Annotated in this window: 34 protein-coding genes; 6 read left to right on the top strand and 28 right to left on the bottom strand. The window is 43.1% G+C overall.

What is annotated here, in order from left to right; translation table 11 throughout:
- Positions 1–116: 116 nt before the first annotated feature.
- Positions 117–461, bottom strand: a complete 345-nt coding sequence (locus AC5YCE_RS09335) for a hypothetical protein (protein WP_496171860.1) — start codon at positions 459–461, stop codon at positions 117–119.
- 167 nt (positions 462–628) lie between these two features.
- On the opposite strand from AC5YCE_RS09335, the gene AC5YCE_RS09330 reads away from it, so the two are divergent.
- Complete coding sequence (locus tag AC5YCE_RS09330; protein WP_496171859.1) at positions 629–772, top strand: hypothetical protein; 144 nt, start codon at positions 629–631, stop codon at positions 770–772.
- Between the two features lie 128 nt (positions 773–900).
- On the opposite strand, the gene AC5YCE_RS09325 is transcribed toward AC5YCE_RS09330, so the two are convergent.
- Positions 901–1545: an NUDIX hydrolase gene (locus AC5YCE_RS09325; protein ID WP_496171858.1), complete on the bottom strand. Its 645-nt coding sequence runs from the start codon at positions 1543–1545 to the stop codon at positions 901–903.
- Positions 1546–1679: 134 nt separating this feature from the next.
- On the opposite strand from AC5YCE_RS09325, the gene AC5YCE_RS09320 reads away from it, so the two are divergent.
- The 4 genes from AC5YCE_RS09320 (at position 1680) to AC5YCE_RS09305 (ending at position 3581) form a co-directional block, all read left to right on the top strand.
- On the top strand, positions 1680–2300 hold the full coding sequence (locus AC5YCE_RS09320; RefSeq protein WP_496171857.1) for an AAA family ATPase: 621 nt from the start codon (positions 1680–1682) through the stop codon (positions 2298–2300).
- Positions 2297–2578: a hypothetical protein gene (locus AC5YCE_RS09315; RefSeq protein WP_496171856.1), complete on the top strand. Its 282-nt coding sequence runs from the start codon at positions 2297–2299 to the stop codon at positions 2576–2578. Before AC5YCE_RS09320 ends, AC5YCE_RS09315 begins: the two co-directional genes overlap by 4 nt.
- Complete coding sequence (locus AC5YCE_RS09310; protein ID WP_496171855.1) at positions 2559–3290, top strand: helix-turn-helix domain-containing protein; 732 nt, start codon at positions 2559–2561, stop codon at positions 3288–3290. Before AC5YCE_RS09315 ends, AC5YCE_RS09310 begins: the two co-directional genes overlap by 20 nt.
- A gap of 87 nt (positions 3291–3377) precedes the next feature.
- Positions 3378–3581: a hypothetical protein gene (locus tag AC5YCE_RS09305; protein WP_496171854.1), complete on the top strand. Its 204-nt coding sequence runs from the start codon at positions 3378–3380 to the stop codon at positions 3579–3581.
- Positions 3582–4538: 957 nt separating this feature from the next.
- Here the strand turns inward: AC5YCE_RS09305 and AC5YCE_RS09300 are convergent.
- From AC5YCE_RS09300 to AC5YCE_RS09250, 11 genes are all read right to left on the bottom strand, one after another.
- On the bottom strand, positions 4539–4784 hold the full coding sequence (locus AC5YCE_RS09300) for a hypothetical protein (protein ID WP_496171853.1): 246 nt from the start codon (positions 4782–4784) through the stop codon (positions 4539–4541).
- A gap of 211 nt (positions 4785–4995) precedes the next feature.
- Positions 4996–5244, bottom strand: a complete 249-nt coding sequence (locus AC5YCE_RS09295; RefSeq protein ID WP_496171852.1) for a hypothetical protein — start codon at positions 5242–5244, stop codon at positions 4996–4998.
- Positions 5241–5438: a hypothetical protein gene (locus AC5YCE_RS09290; RefSeq protein WP_496171851.1), complete on the bottom strand. Its 198-nt coding sequence runs from the start codon at positions 5436–5438 to the stop codon at positions 5241–5243. The genes AC5YCE_RS09295 and AC5YCE_RS09290 overlap by 4 nt, the downstream gene beginning before the upstream one ends.
- Positions 5438–5770, bottom strand: coding sequence for a hypothetical protein (locus AC5YCE_RS09285; protein WP_496171850.1), 333 nt, complete (start codon positions 5768–5770; stop codon positions 5438–5440). The genes AC5YCE_RS09290 and AC5YCE_RS09285 overlap by 1 nt, the downstream gene beginning before the upstream one ends.
- Positions 5771–5779: 9 nt before the next feature.
- Positions 5780–6079, bottom strand: a complete 300-nt coding sequence (locus AC5YCE_RS09280) for a hypothetical protein (protein WP_496171849.1) — start codon at positions 6077–6079, stop codon at positions 5780–5782.
- Positions 6076–6399 carry a hypothetical protein gene (locus AC5YCE_RS09275; RefSeq protein WP_496171848.1) on the bottom strand — a complete coding sequence of 108 codons (324 nt, stop codon included), beginning with the start codon at positions 6397–6399 and terminating at the stop codon, positions 6076–6078. Before AC5YCE_RS09275 ends, AC5YCE_RS09280 begins: the two co-directional genes overlap by 4 nt.
- Positions 6389–6874, bottom strand: coding sequence for a hypothetical protein (locus AC5YCE_RS09270; protein WP_496171847.1), 486 nt, complete (start codon positions 6872–6874; stop codon positions 6389–6391). Before AC5YCE_RS09270 ends, AC5YCE_RS09275 begins: the two co-directional genes overlap by 11 nt.
- The gene (locus tag AC5YCE_RS09265; protein ID WP_496171846.1) at positions 6874–7056 is read right to left on the bottom strand and encodes a hypothetical protein; all 183 of its coding nucleotides are present in this window, start codon (positions 7054–7056) and stop codon (positions 6874–6876) included. Before AC5YCE_RS09265 ends, AC5YCE_RS09270 begins: the two co-directional genes overlap by 1 nt.
- Positions 7053–7256 (bottom strand): hypothetical protein, encoded by a 204-nt coding sequence (locus AC5YCE_RS09260; protein WP_496171845.1) that lies wholly within the window; start codon positions 7254–7256, stop codon positions 7053–7055. Before AC5YCE_RS09260 ends, AC5YCE_RS09265 begins: the two co-directional genes overlap by 4 nt.
- Positions 7253–7624 carry a hypothetical protein gene (locus AC5YCE_RS09255; protein ID WP_496171844.1) on the bottom strand — a complete coding sequence of 124 codons (372 nt, stop codon included), beginning with the start codon at positions 7622–7624 and terminating at the stop codon, positions 7253–7255. Before AC5YCE_RS09255 ends, AC5YCE_RS09260 begins: the two co-directional genes overlap by 4 nt.
- A complete protein-coding gene (locus AC5YCE_RS09250) occupies positions 7621–7791 on the bottom strand; it encodes a hypothetical protein (protein WP_496171843.1) in 171 nt (56 codons plus the stop codon). Before AC5YCE_RS09250 ends, AC5YCE_RS09255 begins: the two co-directional genes overlap by 4 nt.
- Before the next feature lie 111 nt (positions 7792–7902).
- On the opposite strand from AC5YCE_RS09250, the gene AC5YCE_RS09245 reads away from it, so the two are divergent.
- The gene (locus tag AC5YCE_RS09245) at positions 7903–8535 is read left to right on the top strand and encodes a recombinase family protein (protein ID WP_496171842.1); all 633 of its coding nucleotides are present in this window, start codon (positions 7903–7905) and stop codon (positions 8533–8535) included.
- A 556-nt stretch (positions 8536–9091) separates the two neighbouring features.
- On the opposite strand, the gene AC5YCE_RS09240 is transcribed toward AC5YCE_RS09245, so the two are convergent.
- The 15 genes from AC5YCE_RS09240 to AC5YCE_RS09170 all read right to left on the bottom strand — a co-directional run bounded on the left by AC5YCE_RS09240 (position 9092) and on the right by AC5YCE_RS09170 (position 18912).
- Positions 9092–9403: a hypothetical protein gene (locus AC5YCE_RS09240; protein WP_496171841.1), complete on the bottom strand. Its 312-nt coding sequence runs from the start codon at positions 9401–9403 to the stop codon at positions 9092–9094.
- Position 9404: 1 nt separating this feature from the next.
- Positions 9405–9818 (bottom strand): hypothetical protein, encoded by a 414-nt coding sequence (locus tag AC5YCE_RS09235; protein ID WP_496171840.1) that lies wholly within the window; start codon positions 9816–9818, stop codon positions 9405–9407.
- A gap of 60 nt (positions 9819–9878) precedes the next feature.
- Complete coding sequence (locus tag AC5YCE_RS09230) at positions 9879–10214, bottom strand: hypothetical protein (protein WP_496171839.1); 336 nt, start codon at positions 10212–10214, stop codon at positions 9879–9881.
- A 63-nt stretch (positions 10215–10277) separates the two neighbouring features.
- The gene (locus tag AC5YCE_RS09225; RefSeq protein WP_496171838.1) at positions 10278–10493 is read right to left on the bottom strand and encodes a hypothetical protein; all 216 of its coding nucleotides are present in this window, start codon (positions 10491–10493) and stop codon (positions 10278–10280) included.
- Between the two features lie 87 nt (positions 10494–10580).
- Entirely contained in the window at positions 10581–10961 is a 381-nt protein-coding gene (locus tag AC5YCE_RS09220; RefSeq protein WP_496171837.1) for a hypothetical protein, read from the bottom strand.
- Positions 10958–13588, bottom strand: a complete 2631-nt coding sequence (locus AC5YCE_RS09215; RefSeq protein WP_496171836.1) for a DNA polymerase — start codon at positions 13586–13588, stop codon at positions 10958–10960. Before AC5YCE_RS09215 ends, AC5YCE_RS09220 begins: the two co-directional genes overlap by 4 nt.
- Before the next feature lies 1 nt (position 13589).
- On the bottom strand, positions 13590–13913 hold the full coding sequence (locus AC5YCE_RS09210; RefSeq protein ID WP_496171835.1) for a hypothetical protein: 324 nt from the start codon (positions 13911–13913) through the stop codon (positions 13590–13592).
- 161 nt (positions 13914–14074) lie between these two features.
- Entirely contained in the window at positions 14075–15310 is a 1236-nt protein-coding gene (locus tag AC5YCE_RS09205) for an ATP-dependent DNA helicase (RefSeq protein ID WP_496171834.1), read from the bottom strand.
- Between the two features lie 17 nt (positions 15311–15327).
- Positions 15328–16401: a vWA domain-containing protein gene (locus AC5YCE_RS09200; protein WP_496171861.1), complete on the bottom strand. Its 1074-nt coding sequence runs from the start codon at positions 16399–16401 to the stop codon at positions 15328–15330.
- 49 nt (positions 16402–16450) lie between these two features.
- Positions 16451–16771, bottom strand: coding sequence for a hypothetical protein (locus AC5YCE_RS09195; RefSeq protein ID WP_496171833.1), 321 nt, complete (start codon positions 16769–16771; stop codon positions 16451–16453).
- A 22-nt stretch (positions 16772–16793) separates the two neighbouring features.
- Entirely contained in the window at positions 16794–16976 is a 183-nt protein-coding gene (locus AC5YCE_RS09190) for a hypothetical protein (RefSeq protein WP_496171832.1), read from the bottom strand.
- Positions 16966–17466, bottom strand: coding sequence for an HNH endonuclease (locus tag AC5YCE_RS09185; protein ID WP_496171831.1), 501 nt, complete (start codon positions 17464–17466; stop codon positions 16966–16968). Before AC5YCE_RS09185 ends, AC5YCE_RS09190 begins: the two co-directional genes overlap by 11 nt.
- A 35-nt stretch (positions 17467–17501) precedes the next feature.
- Entirely contained in the window at positions 17502–17969 is a 468-nt protein-coding gene (locus AC5YCE_RS09180; RefSeq protein ID WP_496171830.1) for a hypothetical protein, read from the bottom strand.
- Entirely contained in the window at positions 17969–18538 is a 570-nt protein-coding gene (locus tag AC5YCE_RS09175) for a hypothetical protein (protein ID WP_496171829.1), read from the bottom strand. The genes AC5YCE_RS09180 and AC5YCE_RS09175 overlap by 1 nt, the downstream gene beginning before the upstream one ends.
- On the bottom strand, positions 18535–18912 hold the full coding sequence (locus tag AC5YCE_RS09170; RefSeq protein ID WP_496171828.1) for a hypothetical protein: 378 nt from the start codon (positions 18910–18912) through the stop codon (positions 18535–18537). Before AC5YCE_RS09170 ends, AC5YCE_RS09175 begins: the two co-directional genes overlap by 4 nt.
- Positions 18913–19047 lie beyond the last annotated feature (135 nt).

Below are 19047 nucleotides of genomic sequence, written 5' to 3'. Positions count from 1 at the left end.
TTTGTGTGCCATACCAAAGCGGTCTTCTTTCTTGATTACTGCTTTAAGTGGGTTACGTTTACGCATGGATTTGTCCTTTTCGTTAAATAAAAGAAAGCCCCTTTCGGGGCATAGTGTCAGCAGTATCGACGATAAACAGCGCGGTCTTCTCGATACTTACTGTGTCGTAAAGTTGAGCACTCTACATCGTCGTCTTTACGAATTTTTGTGTAGATAGGTGCTCGTGTATTGGGGCGTGTCGTACGTGTAGAACGTACCGTACTACGTGTGCTTGTATAGCTCGAAACTGGTTTAGAGGAGCTAAAGGAGGAACTACTAACTGATGCTCTAGCACCTTTTGCATGAGCTGTGGCAGCACATGAAAATAAGAGGATGGTAAAAGCAACTCCTGTTGCTATAGCGATAATTGCTCGCATGTGTGCATATTCCTTATGGCTTAGATTACGTACGTGCGTACGCATTAAATAAGCACGCATTCTCACATAAAAATGTCAGAATGGGAATAGGTTATTGGGATGCGAGGTCTCTGAGGTTTTTAAAGTTCTTCTCAAAAACTGCGTTGCTAACATAGTAGAAGTATCCGTTCTCTTTCACAATCCAGTCAAAACGATAGATTGTGTGTTCTTCAATGATTCCGTTGTCTCTTTGTACTAGGAAGGGTGCAGATTCATTTACTGGTGCTGTAGGAGGATTACAATTTGTGGGTGGTTTTCCTGTCAGCATCCATATCTGTAAAGAAGTCCGACATACTTCCGTTCCGCAAAACTGGTAAGCTTCTACGGTAAATCGGGGAAGTTGCGTTGACATTATGGAAAGTATTGTGGGAGTGAGGTATAAAAGATGTGCAGAATTATTAAATAATGCACATCCGTATTAAGCCAATTATTCTACAATACTTTGCTATAATTGTGTACTCGTCAGTACAATTCGAGACCACGGCTCGTATAGCTCAGGGTCATTGTTAAGTTCGTTTAACGTAAGCCATTGAAGTTCTTGAGTTTCTAACGTAGATTGAACATCTTCTGGTGATACTTCTACAATACATAGAAGACCACAATGCACTTTTCCTACGTCATTTGTAGTGTCAACAATAAGACCTTTAAAGCTTAACTGGCTTTCATCAATGGAATCAATTTCCAGTTCTTCAAACAATTCACGTTCTGCAGAGAACTTCAAAACTTCTTTGAATGTCGCTACTTGACCTGATTGCATAGATGCAAGGGCATAATCTTCCATATCTACATGACCACCGAAGCCTAGAGATCGGTTGCCTAGAAGTCGTGATTCTCCTGAGTACTTACGTGCGTACGTAAGTACCTTATCACCTGATTTAACAACGATGTATGCAAGGATCTGTGGGAACAGCTGTGCGATAACAGCGTCCATAGATTGCATGTCTGTTGTGTCTACAATCTTGCGATTGATGAATTGAAATGCATCGTTTGGTACCTTGTCTAAGTCGAAAGGGTACAAGCCGAATGCTGTTACAGGGATGTCTTGCTCACGTTTAGCTGATTGAGCAATACATAGTACATTTGGTTTCATGGAAGATTTTCCTAGTGGGTTTGGTATAAAATGCAATAGCTTAGTTACATCTTGTTACAGGGATATTATGCTTACGTACTTGAGTACGCACGTAAACAAGGTGATACTTTGCTTACTGAGAGAGCAAAAGCATTATGAAAACAATAGCCTTAGCGATGCGGAAGGGTGGAACTGGTAAGACCACGAATACCCGGAACCTCGCAGTTGCGTTACATAAGAGAGGATTTAAAGTCCTTCTGATTGATACAGACTCGCAAGGTAGTTTAACAGCTTGGTGGAAAGTTCGTGGAAGTGGAGAGCCTGAATTGGCTATTGTCTCACCAAACGATTTGGAAGCCGGGATAAACCAGGCGAGGAAAGCAGGGTACGACTTTGTAATCGTCGATACTCCGCCTGAATCCAATCAGATAATTTCTGAGACAGTAAAGCACGCAGACCTAGTCTTAGTGCCCTTGAAAGCAGGGCCGGATGATCTACGAGCTGTAGGTCAAACGATTAAGTTGTTAAACGACCTTAAGAAGCCATTTGCATTCATATTAAATGAGATTGATACACGAGCGAACATCACTCGTATGATTGCCGAAGCAGTATCTCAATTTGGTCCGTTGGCTCCAAGCCAACCCCAAAGAACGGTACACACCGAAGCAGCCATTGATGGCCGAACGTGTATTGATATAACGACTAAGAGTAAAGCAAGTACAGAAGTCCAAGCCTTGACGGACTATGTACTTAAAAGATTGGAGAACGCGTTATGAGTAAGCAACCTATTAATCTAACAGGTATGGTAAATCTTGGTAATGAGCCGGACACATCGGCAAGTGCAGTTTACACACCAGTAAAGATGGGTAATCAAATTTACAACGTACCGAACAAGTTTTTCGTCACAGACTCTAAACAAGTATCTGTAAAAATGAGTCCGGAGTTGTATGCTTTAATTCGTCACTGTAACGACAAGACGGGTGTATCACATAAAGACATCTTCCTGGAAGGCTTTGAAATGTGGGTCAGACAACATGCGGCAAAACTCAAATAAGGTAGAGCACACAGAAGTATCGGCGACTACCGAAACATTTGAGATCTTCAAAGTAATGTATGACAACGGTGACGTTGCCAAAATGGGATCTCATGCATTTAACATCTATGCCTATATCAAGGCAACCGTACAGCATAACGATGCTGAAACGTACCCGACAGTTGAGGAAGTATCTGAGAAGACAGGTATATCTCGCGCCACTGTACTGAGAGAACTACCTAAGCTTATTGAAATGGCTTATGTGTCTCAACGTAAGCAGGGCAGAAAAAGTGTTTATACCGTGAATGAACGTATCCCGCTCGTTGATCAAGCAGGGCAAGTTCGAGGTACTGCAACTTGGGAGTATATCCCTAACCTATCTGCGAAAGCGGTAGATGAAGTAAAGGCGATCCTTGATGGACACCTTACGCCTGATGGGGCTCACTTTGTTCATATTGAGAACGTACAGATTGTTGTATCTCATCTTGAAGCAGGGGCTAGTCAGACGAACGTACAGACGGGGACTGTAATGGAGCAGACTGTAGCTGACGGCCAAGTACTTGAGTACCGTGGCAGAGTCAAACAGTCAGAAGATCCTAAAGCTAGACAAGAATATGCGTTAGCTATCCGGAAGTCTTTGGAGAAAGCAGTAGATTCAGCTAGTGATGACGATGAAAAAGCCATATTACTCGAACAGTTAGAGTACTTGGATTCAGTCGTCAAAGGAGAATAGGTATCACAGTGAGACCTATTTATTGGCTTAACTATCTCAATCTGAGACAGTTAGACCATTTTTCATACAAGATAAGGAAAATTTGAGATGGCAAACTTAATTACACACACTTCTGGTCTTCAATTAAATGTAGAGCAGTTGAATCATTTAAGAGGTTGGGGCATTGCATTAACTGGGTTCAATACATGGTCTGCACAGGATCAAACTCTTTTGGAGCTATTGGATTCTCAGTTAATTGCAGACAATGAAGAATGTGAATCAATCCACCAAGATTCTCTTGACTCTGAATAATGTAAACAGTATCTTCACCTTCAACAGATCTCCAATCTGTTAGTCAAGGTAAGGCCTGAACCCTCATAGCTTAGTCACTATGGGGGTTTTTCTTTATGTACCGCATAACCTATGGATATGTGGACAATCCTTCGGATACCTGAACTCTGATCTATTGATAACTTTAGGACAACTATGCAGTTGTCTCCAAAGTTACCAACAGGAGTTCAGTTGCCCACATAGTCCACAGGCTTAATTCATCGTTCTTGATAAACTTAATTTTAAAGATGTTTAGAAGCTTGTGTTCAGCTCATCGTTTTGGTTTGAGGGTTGAGCAGATTTCGGAAAAACTTACCCTAAGGCTCGCTTAATGCTTACCTTAGAAGTTTGACCGAGAAAGATCATCGAATTGGAATCGGGATCGCTTTCTTATCGGGTACAGATCACGTATCAATGTCTGTACTTACATAGGTTACGGTTGATAGCACCGCCCAATCACGTCCTATGTCCAACTCCATGTTTAGCCTATGACGACTTATGCATCCCAAGGGTTTCTTTCACCCAATGTAGTCACACACCATAAAGTCCAACTTATACCGTTTCTGCTTTGATTGGTTCCCACAGTAGCAGGGTCATGTTACATGCTGCCGTACTCTTGACCGACCACATAACACGACGATACGTAAATAAATACAAAAAATGGTTACTTATTTACAAAAAAGTAGTAAAGGGGTATTCACATGGACCGAACTTTGAAGCATAATAGGTCTCACACTGATACCAATCAGAAGAATGCACGAAGCCCTCAAGCCTAAATGCCTGATTCTGAAGTAACCCAAAGAACTGGTAATTCGATGGATTTAGTTACTACCCGGCTGTCACACCAAGTATCGTGTGCTGAATATACGATAAAGCCCTGTACTTTTACAAGTAGCAGGGCTTTATTTTTGTGGGTAAGTTACAAATTGAATTTAAAACTTACGCTGCAACAGAGCTAATTACTTTACTTAACGATTCACGTAATTCGCGTACTTCTTGCATTTGGTAGTTTAAACCTTCAAGACGTTGCGTCGATTCATCACGTAATGATTCTGTCATACGAATGTTTTGAGCTAAGTCTTGTTCTGCTTTATCCAAGTTATCTACTTGAGAACGTAACGTCTCTGTCACTTGTACTAAACTAACTTTCGCTTCAACCTTTGGTAATTGCTTACGTTTAAACATGGCATCCTGCCTCCTTCTCTGATGGGGAGCATTATACGCACGTACGTACTTAATGCAATAGCCTAAGTGAATCTATGTTTAATTTTGGTTTACTCCTATGCTTGTTGAAGTTCTTCTGCGGACATTTGACGAATGTCATGCCCACAGTCCCCGCATGTGTCACCACACGCTTTCATAGTCCATAGACCGCAGTTGCATTTACAGATCCAAATCATGACTTATAGCCCACAATGTCCCAATCGGATGCATAGTCACCGAGGAACTCTTTAATGCGTGGCACTACTGTACCGTTTGCCTTGTAGATGAATGTGAATAGGTGTGCGTTGTCGTTCATTAGCTCGATATGATACTCAACACCCTCATGGCTTCCGACAAAATCAACAGAACCTACAGTGAGGTCCTTACCATTCTTGGTTTTGATCTTAGAGATGTATGGGACTAGGTTTTTACAGTGAATCATTCTGCAGCTTCCTTTTCCATTGCTTTGAGAGCAATGGCGTGTGCTTGATGTAGCTGGGTCATGTTATGTGTCCAACCACTACGGGTGCGAACGCTGAATAATGTGCCATCATCTGCAAAGTAGTTGATCTCAATGTAGATGTTAGGCGTGTACTGGATGATTGCACCATCAAAAAGTGTTGGAACTGTTTTCATTAGATGAACTCCTTGAGTATGTCTGTTGGGTAGATTGGTGATGCAAGCGCTAACTGTATTTCTACGCGCCCGCCTGAAATGTCGTAAGTTGTGTAGGTATGTGGGGCTAGGCTTGGATGTACGTACACCAATGCTCGTTCATCGAACGTGTATTTGTATTCTATAAATGTCTCTTTAAGGCTGAACTCGATAATACTATCGACACCAAGGAAGTCATTATCGTTGTTGCTGACATCCTCACGATGTAGCGTATGTCCGATGTTACGGCCATCAATACTGATTACAAGGATTCCCTCAAGGCTGAGGACCTCACCTAGTGTGCGTGCGTTCATTTTGGTTTCCTAAGGGATGTATAAGTTGTTCCAGTCAATTTGTTCAGTAGTCGCTACTCGGCGACTCACTGGCGGGAGGTACATAGTTGTAAGCTCTTGAGCTGAGCACACCATAAAGTTACCAATGTCAGTAAGCACGATGTAGTCATCCTCACGCATACCTACAATTGTTGCGTTGCTCCAATGTCTTGCGTGAGCTGTGTGAAGTACTGTTCCGACTTCGTAGCGATCAGTTTTCATAAGAACTGGTGTATTGAATTTTTCATCTAAGTACTGCCATACAGCACGTCCATAAAGTTTAGAAGTCATTTCGGTTGAATCCAGAAAGTTATGAGCATTCCACTCTTTGAGACTTTCATCCCTCGAATGGTGTATGGGTAGTCCTGTACGAACTGTAGGATCTGTTCAGCAAGATGACGGCGAATGTGTCGCTTACTTGCAGCATCCATCTGAGCATACTCAGCGCAAGTTCCTGCTGTGAGGTTGTCCTTTAGGAAGTCCTCAGTTCTGCCCTTGAACTCTTTGGCGATGATCGCACAGTGGAAACGTGTAAGTGCTTGGCTTACGATCTCTGCAGCTGTAAAGCGAGAGGTAAGTTTGAGTAGTTGATACTCTGCTTTACTTAACATTTGTATTGGTTTCCTTAATGAGTTTCACATCCCCCAGGTCGAACATGGTCGCACTGTAGGAGTTCACTTGATGAATCCAGTTGTTAAGCCAGTAACCTTTTTCCTTGTTCAAGCTGTAAGTTACTGGATACGCGAAGCGGTACTTAGAGATTCGGTTTGCTGTCTTGAGTAGGATCTGCTCTGCGATCTTCTGAGTACGGCACTCAAACAGTACAGTTACTTTCTTGGTTGGTCGTAACATGGTTCTGAGCGTACCGAACTCATTTAGCACAATGAATGTAGGTTTGTAGATCACTTCTTCCATGGTGATCGCATCAAAGGTACTGTGGTGAACGCCATCGTTGATGACATCTTCAATGACATGCTCAGCGTATCCCGCAGTAGTGAGGCAGTCACGGACATGATCCAATGAGGTGAGAGTTGCCTCACCCCATTTAGGTGTACTGGTCTTCGACCATTTAACGAGGTAAGCCATTACTCGTCATCCTCATAGGCTTCTTCACCATAGGCTGTGAGTACCACACGACTGCCCTCGTCAGTCAGTTTGTCTACTGAACCGCGATACCAGTTACCGTGTGTGTCCTCTTGCATGAGGACCTCTACAGGTGCGTTAGGAGATAGCTTATTTAACTGCTCAATTAAATCGATTACTTTCATTCGTCATCCTCCATACATGGGTTGATGTACTCAGTACCCTCAAAGGCACTGATCACGATTGCATCTTCATCACCTAAGGTGATTCCGAATTCTGTGTAGTGGAAGTCAATCTCAGGTTCTAATGGCGATTCTGCAATGATGACGAGTTCTGCGTTTGGGTCTTGCTTCTGTAGCATGTTGATTAAATCTTTAACTTTCATTTTTTGACTTCCATGATTGATTGTATGTATTGACGGCGGTCAGGGTGTATAAATGCGAGTACGTCTGTCTCATGTGAAACAGACAGGTACATTCCCCCGTCCTCCGTTTCAAAATTGTCACGGATGAAGTCTTCAAGGATCTTCACCTTTTCAAGATGTGTGAAGGCTTTTGAAGTGAGGTACGCTTGATAGGCGTTTGCTTCCTCCTCCTTCTTGAACACAACTTCGTAGTATGGTTCTGCAGCCGGCCCACCTTCGTAGAAGTGATCAAAGATCGGTGTTCCGATACCAAGTGTCTTAGGATCTACTGCATCCTCTGCAAGCTTGCCTTCTACACGGATGTAAAATGTTTCTTGAATTGGATTCATTTGCTTTTCATCCATTTAACAGCTTGTTCAAGGGTTGGGTGAGCAATGACATATTTGTGTTCATTGGTGAATACTGACCAGAGGCCACGACCTTTGTCGTAACCTGTGTAGTGGTTCCCGACTTTGACCATATTTCCGTTAATGGTTACTGTGATGTTATCTGTCATTTGACAATACCTTTTGCTAGTTTGGGGTGGATTACCTTCGTTTATGTCATTAGACTATCTACATGACTCCTATGACAGATTTGTCATATAGACTTACCATGAGATACTCAAATGACAAAAACCATTAGAATTTATGTGAGAGCATCAACAAAAGACCAAGACGCTGAACGTGCATTGGCTGATCTGATTGAGTTCAGTAAATCCATGGGTGAATCCAATTCTGTTTATGTAGAGAACTTCTCCGGGACTAAATTGAATCGTCCCGAACTAAGTCGTCTACTTGAGGAAGCTGAACAGGGTGACATTCTCCTTGTGGAGTCTGTTGACCGACTGTCTCGCTTAACTCAGTCAAATTTTGAGATCTTGAAAGATCGAATAAAGGAGAAAGGTCTCCGTTTGGTTGTTGCTGATCTGCCAACCAGTTACGTCCAGTTTGAGGATCAAGGTGGGATCACTTCATCTATCCTTGGTTTCATGAACAACATGCTCATTGATCTGTTGGCTACTATGGCCAGACTTGATAACGAGAAACGTATCGAACGTATTAAGCAGGGGATTGCTCGCTCCGGATATAAATCCAAAGGTAAACAGATCGACCCTGTTAAACATAAAAAGGTCAGAGACCTTCTTGTGCTCGATGTACTAACGTACGCTCAGGTTGCCAAGGCATGTGATGTGAGTGAGTCCACTGTGTACCGCATACTTAAGACAATGCCACAGACCGAGGAATGTACGTCTTCTTGAACTCTCCAAACTGTAGGTAGATTTCATCACCAGAAGGATGTGAGGAGGTAGGTTCTAAATGAACAACGACTGCCTTCTTTATAAACTTTGATGGTTCTACCCGTGCATCAAGTACAAGTTTGCGAAGTTCTTCACCTAATGCTACGTGTTGATAGATGAGGCAGTAATACGATCCGAAGTCTCGGTCCGCAATTTTTCCTCCTACACAAAGCCATTGCTCGAATACAGGTTGGCGTTCAATCCCGGTGAATCCCGGGAAATCGTCAAACTGGACTACAGTGAGTAAGGGTAAGGGATTGGTACCACCTATAAATTCACTGAAAGAAGATATGGGCGGGAAGCGAGCGTGCATATACTCGCTTAGGCTATTTGGAGAAGATGCGTTCAAGGAAAGATTTCTCTCGGGTAATGATTGATATAACTCGTACGTTATCTCGTAGGTAGATCGCATGACTTACAACTACGTGATTCACCCCGTCCAAGTGGTCAATAAACTTATGTACAGCAGTATGAATGCTGTCTCCTTGAGGCACTGTCACAAGATGGTGACACTTGTTCATAGCCCTAACTCCGATGGATTCAACGATGTGAATCGTCCTAGCTTAAGCATACGTTCTTGATCTTCTAGATCTTGTACGAGGTAAATGTCAGGATAAATCCCTGATAAGGTAATCTCAGCGCCGTAATCCAAGTAAACATTTTCAGCGTGTTGGTCTATCGGTATAAGTTGAAGTACTGTCTCGGGTGTGATCTCGATACCTAAGGGAACATCCTCGGCATCAATCTCGTTAGCGTCCTCGATAAATTGGTGATCTACTTGGTGGATGTAAATACCTGGTAATTTAAGTGCTTGTCCTAATGTCGCCATCTTAGAAGTCCTTGTACACGATTGCATAACGGTACGGGTTTTCTTTGGATTGTGCAGCAACTAGGAGTTTTTCCCCGACCTGTGCTGCACGTTGGCGCATTTGTGCATACTTGTGGAATGCTTCCTTAAACTCAGGGTAGGTTTTATCTGCCTCAGCAAAGTCTTCGTATGCATCACAGAACTCATTAAAGCTATGTAGCGTTTCAATGTATTGTTCGTACGATGCAATGTTGTCAGTGACCTGATCATAGGCATCAACAAGAACTTGGTACGGTAACTTTGTTTTGGTTTCAGCTTCTTTAAGTAATTCTGTGATTACTGTGTTTGGCTCAATTTGGTTGTCGAGCGCATACTTTGCAAATTTTTGCATGTCTAATGCAGAGATGTTCGATAAGGTGATTGATGTTGATGTCATATTCGTTAGACCTTTATTCATATAAAAGAAAAAGGCCCTGATTTCTCAGAGCCTTTGTATTCATGTAGAAGGTTTAAACTTATTGGAGGTGTAGTGCTCAGCTACGTGGAATGCCCTAATCCCGATCCATGCACCTGTTGCGGTGACAATGTTTTGGGAGATCCAACTCAACCAACTTGGTAAGTGTGGTTTCATAGCGGGGTAAGCTTCATACGCTAAGAATGCAACTACAAGACATGCAGCGTATTCAGTAGCGATTAATATCCAATTCGTTTGTCCTTCTTGGATTACTCGTCTTGCGACAGAGATGAATCCAGTAATAAGAACCACAAGGCATGTGATGACAAGAGTCACGATGTCGTATGGTGGTGGGCTTGGTGATTCTGGGATATGCATTCCTTTGCATCCTCAAAAAATTCAAAGCCCGTAGTGTAAGCCTTTAAAGCAACCGTCACTAAATTAGAGACGCTTACGCTTAAATGATGGCATGTTCTCACACATAAATTGGTTCATACGATTCGCATACTCTAATGCAGCGACCTTACACTTAACGATCTGTCCCCCTGGTATTACCCAACCTTGGATACGACCACGTGATACATAAGGTAATTCCGCTACGCCTGCAATGATGTTTGCAGTTTGATACTTGTACTTTTCCGGTGTACGGTGAAACATTGCGTCTAATCCTTTATCGACAATGTGAGTATCTTATACATGCGTACGTACGCACTCAAGTAAGCACGTACGTATTTTGGTTAAGGACTATGCAAACGCAACCTGAAATGCCTGTGCCATTGATGTTTTGGGTACATTGTCTTCCCATACACGCTTACGCTCTAAGTCACCAAGAGTGATTGAACCATTCTTGTGAGTGACAAAGTAGATGCCTGTATGTGATGGAAGACCGATAGGTTTTCGTAATGAGCGGAACTTATTCTTACGTCCAAGTGCCACTAAGATTGATCCATCTTTCTGTACCTTTGCTACTTGGTTTAAGGCAACGGTATATGTCATCCCATGATGAATAAAAGAAATGAGACCATTTTCAACTCCTACTTCAAGTGTCTGACGGATGAAAGGAATGTGGATCTTTCCACTCCAATAGCTGTGAGATGTGAACTCGTGAATACTACGTTTAATCATGCTGCCATTTTCTCTTGCATGTTATCAGCGTACCAATCCTTACAAATAGCTGAGACTTGCTCAGGTGTTGTGTTGTTAGGTAGTGTGATAGCGCTAGACCAGTTAGGGTAATAAATGTCTAACTCGGCACTGAGTTTAATCGATTCATGTTGAATCTCCGGTAACTCGTTCCAAGCCATACATTCAGTTAAATTGTTGTTTGCCCAGTTCACAATGTCTACGTCATCCTTGATGATCAGATAGATCGCATCGTGAATAAGTGCAACCGGTACAATGTCGTACTTGTATTCAGAGTTCCAAACTCTGTCCATGAACTCTACGATTGCTCGGTTGTTCAGGAGACCGTACGACTGTCCTGAGATCGCATTACCTACGCTTCGTGCTTCGGCTTCTGCTTCTTTCGGAGTTTTGCATGTACCTAAGATTGTCTGTTTAAGGAGTGGTGTACGGATTCGTAAACCAAATGCAACGGTTGCATAGCCTTTATCACAGCACTCTTGGATTTGTACTTTCATCCATTCATCCGAAGCTACATACATCTTGTGGTAGTTGGATTCTACTCGCATGGCTTCTGTTTTATCGAAACCACAGTTTTTAACGAGTGTTGACCATGTACCTGCATATTGCATAGCGAATGACGGTGATTTAGATCGGTTACGAAGTTTAGGGAACTTGTCTTTAATACTGTTGATTGACTCAACCGTATCTACAATACCTGCCATCTTTTCAGGCCAGTAGTAGAAAGCTCGGAAACAGTGACCGTCATAACCCTCAGTGTAGATCTTAAGCTTGTTAGGATCTTTCGTGAGTAGTGTATTGATTCGGTCTTCCAGTGCGTTGAAGTCAGCACCACAGAATAAGTGTCCGGCTGCAGCTGCAAAGCACTCCTTGATGAGTTTGCCCCACTTACTTCCTGATGGTAAGTTTTGTAGGTTTGGTTTCGATGACGATAAACGCCCTGATACTGTACCTCCTAAGTTGAATCCACCATGTAAGTACATGCGTCCGTCAGCTTTCATTGTCCCTGATTCAAATGCAGGTAAGAATGCTGATAGGATTTTGGCCACACTACCTAAGTCAATAATGCCTTGGAGAGTGACTTGCTGTGCTTCATCTGCGTGGTTTAAAAGCTTCTCAATGATGTCACCACCTGTTGCCGGTAACTTCGTTTTGGTACGCTCTAACACTGGTAGCTTCATTACTTCGTGAAGAAGTACAGCTAAGTGTGCTCCACTGTTCGGGTTGAACGTGATGTGAGCAAAGTCTTCTATCGGCTTCACTTTGGTTTTTAGCTTGGCATTCGCTTTCTCCATCTCATAGTATTGGATTAATAACCCAGCTTGCTTAACCTCAGGTGATGCAAAGATAACTTTTAATGCTTTGGCTTCCTCTGCCCCAAGTTTTGCTCGTGCTGCCTTAATCCGTTCAGGATCCATAGGCATACCAATCAACTCGATCTGTGTGAGTACTTTTAAGGTTGGTACCATCAAAGAGTCATACAGCTCTAATTGCTTGTCAGCGATCATGATTGGGTAGTACTTCTCAAATACATAGAATGTACTTAAGCAGTCCACAAGGTTATAGCGAAGCAAGTCTTGCTCAGGGATACGTCGAATGTCCTTAATGTCATCCTGAGCCCAGTTACCTGCGAACTCATGTGCCAAGACTTTTAATCCAAGTTCATTACCTGCAGTACTGTTAGTCGCAAGGTATGCAATGATCTTGGTGTCATGGATTGAACGATAAATTGTATGCAATCCATGTAACAGACCGATACGATCAAGTGGATCCTTCATCCATAATTCACGGATCATCACTTTTGTATCGTAAGTTGCATTATGGAAAATCAGCTTACCTTTATACGATTCAAAGAATCGACGTAAGAGTTTTCGTACTGCAAGGTTGTGGTGACGATACCCGTAGTGTCCGTCTTTAACATCTACCCCTGTGTGTGCGACATAGTCTACACAGAACGCCGTCCCTTCGTGTTTGCTCCATGCAAATGCAATTGTCCCTAAACCTGCCTCATTGACATTAAGACTGAATGTCTCGATGTCGCATGTAATGACAGGTTTTTGATGTAAGGTATTCAACATCCATTCGATACCGGCAAGACTGTTTGGGTAGTCTTCGTAGTGAATGATGTCTGCACCTAACACACTGTAGTTGCCGTTGATTACGTCAGCCAGTGCGTCGATTGATAAATCAATTTTTGAGATCTGTTCCGGGTTGTAAATTAAAGCACCATGGTTGAGTCCAACGGTTACTTGCATGTGTTCACATTGCTTGTGGTGCACGTTGTACATATAACCAAAGTGACCGTCTGCTTTTGATTGCTTCGCTAATACTTTGAAGTAGGAACTATCAGCACAGTAGATGTACTGGATTCCAAGTTCCAATAGCACAGGCATAAGTTCTTCAAGGTATGACTTGACGACCTTAGTACCTGCCTTATTGTTTTCATAGCGTAAGGAGAATGCAATTACTTCCGACTCTTTGATGCCTTTCTTTGCTAAGGGAGCAACGTAGTACTCCCGAAGCTCGCGTTCTGTTAGATATGTTGGCTTGATTAGGATCGCTACTTTATAGCGTTCCTGTGGCTCACCAACAAATGTCATGTGTAGCATGTTAGTCCATTACCGTGTTTTTCAGAATCCGTTGCTTAAACAGCTGTTCCCCACGCTTGTTGTAACGAAGTGCCATCTCAATGTGCTCCTCACTGAATCCTTCCAAGGTCTCAGTGGTGATATGTTTTCGCACAATATCGTGTACAGCTGAGGGAAAAACCTGTAAGTACGTACGTAAGCACGTACCCATGTTAAGGATAGCAGTTATGTAGCTTGTAACGTAGGCTTTCTCTGCATTGAGTGCTTGATCTGCAACCAACAGAGTATCCATACGTTCTTTCAGATCTGGAAGGTCTAAGGGTTTAGGCAACTGACGCGAACGCATCCCATAGAATGCGCCCTTATAAGTGAACCCTGTTGCGCCTGTTGCTACTTTGTGTTGTGAAAGGATGGTGTCCATCTCCTCACACAAGTTAGCGTTTGGTTTCGTGTAAAGGAAATTGATCATATCCTTTTGTACGTTGAATGGAGCTGAGTACGGCTTTCTCACACGAGGTCTCCTGTTAGGATGACTTTGGTACGTGCACGACTGATCGCTACATACAACATACGTGCAAGTTGGTCGCTGTCATGCGCTTTACCAATATCATCTAGGTCAACGAATGCAATGTCATAGGTTGATCCTTGAGACTTGTTGACTGTACAAGCATAGGCTGCTCGGAAGTCTGCCCAAGTCGTTTGAATCTCCTTAACTTTTACAGGGTCTCCCTCTGCTACTGCACGTGCAACCGCTTTATCAATATCACTTGGATTATTCGGTAAAAACAGTCCGAGTGAGTTGGTTGTATCCACTGAGCGTCCGAGAACATTGTAGTTTGTACGTTCTTCACCTAGACGAGTGATTGTCACTAAAGCATCTGTTTTGATCGGGTTCTTACCGTTCGCAAGAAAATGGTTATTAATGGCTTGATCACCTACAGCAAAGCTTGGGCGACCTTTGGCCATACTATGTAAACCATTGTTATAGGCAATCACTGTCTTGTTAGTCCATGCAAGCATACGACTGTCTTTAGACTTCCAACCGTCTCGGGTGAACTCATCACGAACCATAAGATCAAAATCACCACGGTTCTTGTGGATGATGAACTCACCGTCAGGAGCGCATTGTGGGAATGGGCCACCTAAGATGTGCTCACGCAATCCTTTTGTTAATGCTTGGATTGGATTATCTGCAGCTTGGCGTACAACCTGTTCCAGTTTCGCACGTCGAATTTTTTGATCGAATGCAGGTGTTGTCACACATTTCACAGGTGTTAGCTGTGTTGGATCGCCCATGAATACTACTTTCGATTGGCGCGTTGCATACTTGATCATGCTGAGTAACTTGTCATCAATAAATGATGCTTCGTCAACAAAGATGATCTGACCTACTGGATCCTCCGCATTACGCTTACGTGTAAGATGGTTTTCCCCTGTTGAGTAGTCTGTACGTACACCAATTCCCAGGTGTGAATGGATTGTTACTGCCTCCATTCCTGATGCCATTTCCAATGCTTCTGCAGCCTTGTTCGTTGTAGCTGTCAAGGCAAACTCAGTGTCAGGGTGTGTTGGTACGGTAGTTCGTTTGAGTTCGTCAATCTTTTGGATCTCAGTAATTAAGTGCATGACCAATGTGGTTTTACCTGTACCGGCATAACCTTCTAAGATCATTGCTTCCTCGTCTGAACGTAAAAATTCATAAAACTCTTTACGAGCATTTTGTTGGCAGTTAGTTAATTGCATGGGAATCTTCTTTTTAATTACAAGGTGAAATGGATAACTTTGTCTGTACGGTTAGGTGCAACAAAGCGTGGGTTGTTGTAAATAACCCATAGAACAGGTCTGCCTTCTTTCGGGAGGGTATCGTGTGGATGGATACCGCCGTCAGTGACAATGACCAAAAGCTGAGACTGTTTGTGCTCTGCAAAAGCGAGATAGGCAATTGATGCAAGAGTTCCCCCTCCTCCTGTGAATGCGACACGTTGTAAGTCTCGAACTGACTTAACTTTTGCGTCTCCTCGTAGTAGGTGGTCGAACTGGGTCACATTTACTGCACTTGGTTTGACCTTCTTGAGAATGCCAAAGAGTTCAGCCATGAATGCTTCAAAGTCTTTTGCAGATACAGATCCACTGACATCAATAGCAACGTCAATCTCACCCGCTTGAGGCGAGCGGAGCCTCGGCAAGTACGTGCCTCCACGTTGTTTTGGACGCTTCCACGAGTAATCACTCTTACACATCTGCGTTGACAGATAACGTGCAAGAATGCGTTGCCATGGGAGTTTAGGATCAAGCAACTCTGAAAGTAGTCGCTTAATACCATTGGACAGTTGAACCTCACCTGAGAGTTCTGCAAGTGTCTTTGCACGAATGATTGTTCCTTCAATCTCTTTACGTGCTTTCTCTAGCTCCTCGGGTGGTAGTGTCTCACTGAGGTCGTCAATATCCTTGAATTGAGGTTCTGTTCCATCATCCTCGTTCTCAAGTATTCGGTAGACTTCCTCTGTGGTCATATCAGTGAAGCGCTTGTTGTACAGTGCGCCTTGGATCATGGTGAAGCCCTGCTCTACAAGTGCTGCGTTAATTACATAATCTGCAGCTACATTCCATAAGCGAGGGCATCGGTCCTTACGTCGAACCATGTGTAGGAAAACTACATGCAAGGTCTCGTGTGCAAGGAGGAATATGCGTTCTTCTTCTGTCAGTGACAGGAAAAAATCAGGGTTGTACTTAATGTACTTACCATTGGTACAAGCTGTGGGGATTGAATCGTCCACGATAGTCTCAAGCGATAGACATATTGTTGAGAAGAAGATTGCTCCCTTTCTTCCCATCATTAGGATCTTGCTTCGACTTAATTCTTTTGAGATGTCTTTCATTGGTTTAGCCTGTGTTTGTCATGTGTGCAACCATGAGACGCTCAAGGGTGTCTGTCATGGATACTTTGTGCTTCCGGCAATGCATTTGGAATCGTTGGTGGATACCCAAACGTACCTCTGCATTAAGTCGTTTACGTTCTGCATTTCTGTATTTCAGATCCAAGTGCTCAAGCATTTGATCCTCTGAATTGGCTGCGATCAGATTGGTGATCTCACCGTTCTGCTCTTTACGTCGAAGGATGTACATCCCCTCTTGGCACTCAATTGAGAGTTCTTGGTTTGTTGTATAAGCCAAGGTTTCACAAACAGACTTTAGATATTTCATACTTACGTACCTGCGTACTTACTTAAACAAATGAAAAGCTAAGCATGGTTTCACGCTCAACTTCCTCACGTGTAGCGACTGCAACGAGATAGTCGTCTAATGACATACGTACTTCGTTTTTGTTAATGAATACAGTTGCATCACGTAGGAACTCTTTGAGTCCTTCATACTTTTGTTTGGTGATGACGACTTGATTATCTGTCATGGTCTATAAATTCTCCGAATACTGCTTCTGCACGTTGCTTTCGTATAGCTACGGCATCTTCAAGATTGTCAAATAAGCCAAGGTGAATGGATTTGCCGTTAACAGTGATGGTGGCTCTCCACTTCTGTTTACCTTTATGCCAAGACACACCTTTATAGCCTGAGCTGTTGTCGTGACGCATTTTGGCATTGGCTTGGTTGGTTGAGTTGGTTGCTGCGCGTAAGTTTTCAATGCGGTTATTAAGCGGGTTTCCATCGATGTGATCGACGTACTCTGGTTGCTCTCCGGTATGCATGAAGTAGATGATTCTATGTTCTGCGTACCGTTTGCCATTAATTCCCACCTCCCGATAATCATTTGTCTTTCTACCTGCCTCTTTACCCACAAATCGAGTAACGAATCCTTTGATTGCCCTCGGGGAGTTAAAGTAAGAATCAGGCGGCTGTTTCCAAATGAGCGTACCCTCTTTGTAGTCAAATAAGGCATCCATGGGAAATCCAATGTCTCGTAGGTCATTGCGTTTTCTCACTCTGCTACAATCCTTCTCAGTACGTATACTTTCCCTCGTCTGATTTGTTCCTCATCAAGTTCGGGAAGGGTGTGCTTGGTTTTGTATGATTCAACTGCTTGTCGAACTTCTTCAATTGTTATGTCTTCATCTAGTAATTTAAGAAGACTGTCACAATCGATTCCTCGTTCTGTGATATCCCAGGAGTGTTGGATTGCATTACAGTCCTCATCAAAGATCGCATATCCGAAGCCTGCTTCGTAACTACCTCCTGAGCCCCAGTCCCATGTCAATGGGATACCGTGATTGGAGAGGATCTCTACCTCACTCTCAACATCTGCGTAGTTCACTTCACAGAACTCAAGAGATACAAGGTGGGTGTATTGATCTCCCCATACACATTGTTCAGGTACCTCGAGTAAGCTCATTGCTTTCTCTTTGTGTTCCTTGCGTATATGGATGTATACCGTTGTTCTGTCTCCCATTACATGCTCCCGCATATAGCTTTTAAAGCCATTGGTTTACAGTAGGCGATGTCTGCATCATAGAAAGGCACAGGACAGGAGATAATCTCTTGGTTGAGTACAGCTTCCTTGAGTTGATCTAACGTGTTGTTGTTGAAGGCCTCAATAACAATTTGGAGATCCACGAAGTCGTTCATGTGGTTTAACTTACATACTTGGTACTTATCATCAATCCAACGAAATTCTGAACGCTTCCAAAGGTCATCGTCAGTATTCATGTAGATAGACATTGGTGTGCCGTCTTTGATTAGTGCAAGCTGAAACTCAACTTGGCAATCATCAATCGTGTGATCCAATGAGAGAGTCACGGTACCTTCGCGTGATGTGGTGTGTATGTGATTGAACTGCGGGTCAATTTGATATTTGATCATCATTTGACGTAAGTAGCTTTCAAGGACTGTAGGTACTTCAACCTGAAATGCTGACATTTCTTCAACTTGCACTGAGAAGCTTGCAAAGTTGTTAAGTTGCCTATGTGCTTTGTTTACTGCAAAGAATGCAGCACGTTGTACGTTATCTTCATGTGTCATGGTTTAACCGTCCATGCAAGTGCGATCTGTTTTGCTTTGCTTTCGTCTGTAGGTGTGAATCCCCAAGACTCCGCCATTGCCTGTCGATCTTGTGCATACTTTCGTAATGCTGTGTAAGTTTGCTGTTCTAATTGCTCTAGTACAGTAGATGCAGAGACTAGGTCTGAGTACTCGTTACTTTGGAGGAACTTATACTCTCCATCCACATAGCGAAAATGATTTGAGTTATTCCCCTCATAGCTACTCTCTACCGTGAATGTGTGAGGTACCCCTAACTTGGAAAGCACATCTTGTAGATTTGATGCGTTGAATTCTGTTTCAATTGCGAAGTAGCATGACTCGTCGTCGTAAGCATCCTTATCGTCAACACGCAAGCCTTCGTTCTCTATGAGACACAACACCATATTGCGTAGAAGTACTGGGCAATCTATACGGACATACGTTGGATCATTAACACCAACTGTGTTGCAGTGGTTATGTGATACCTCCGCAAAGAGGTGTGGGAAATC

The organism is Acinetobacter sp. CY79 (assembly GCF_059515845.1).
This window is presented reverse-complemented; position numbering and strand designations above follow the sequence as displayed.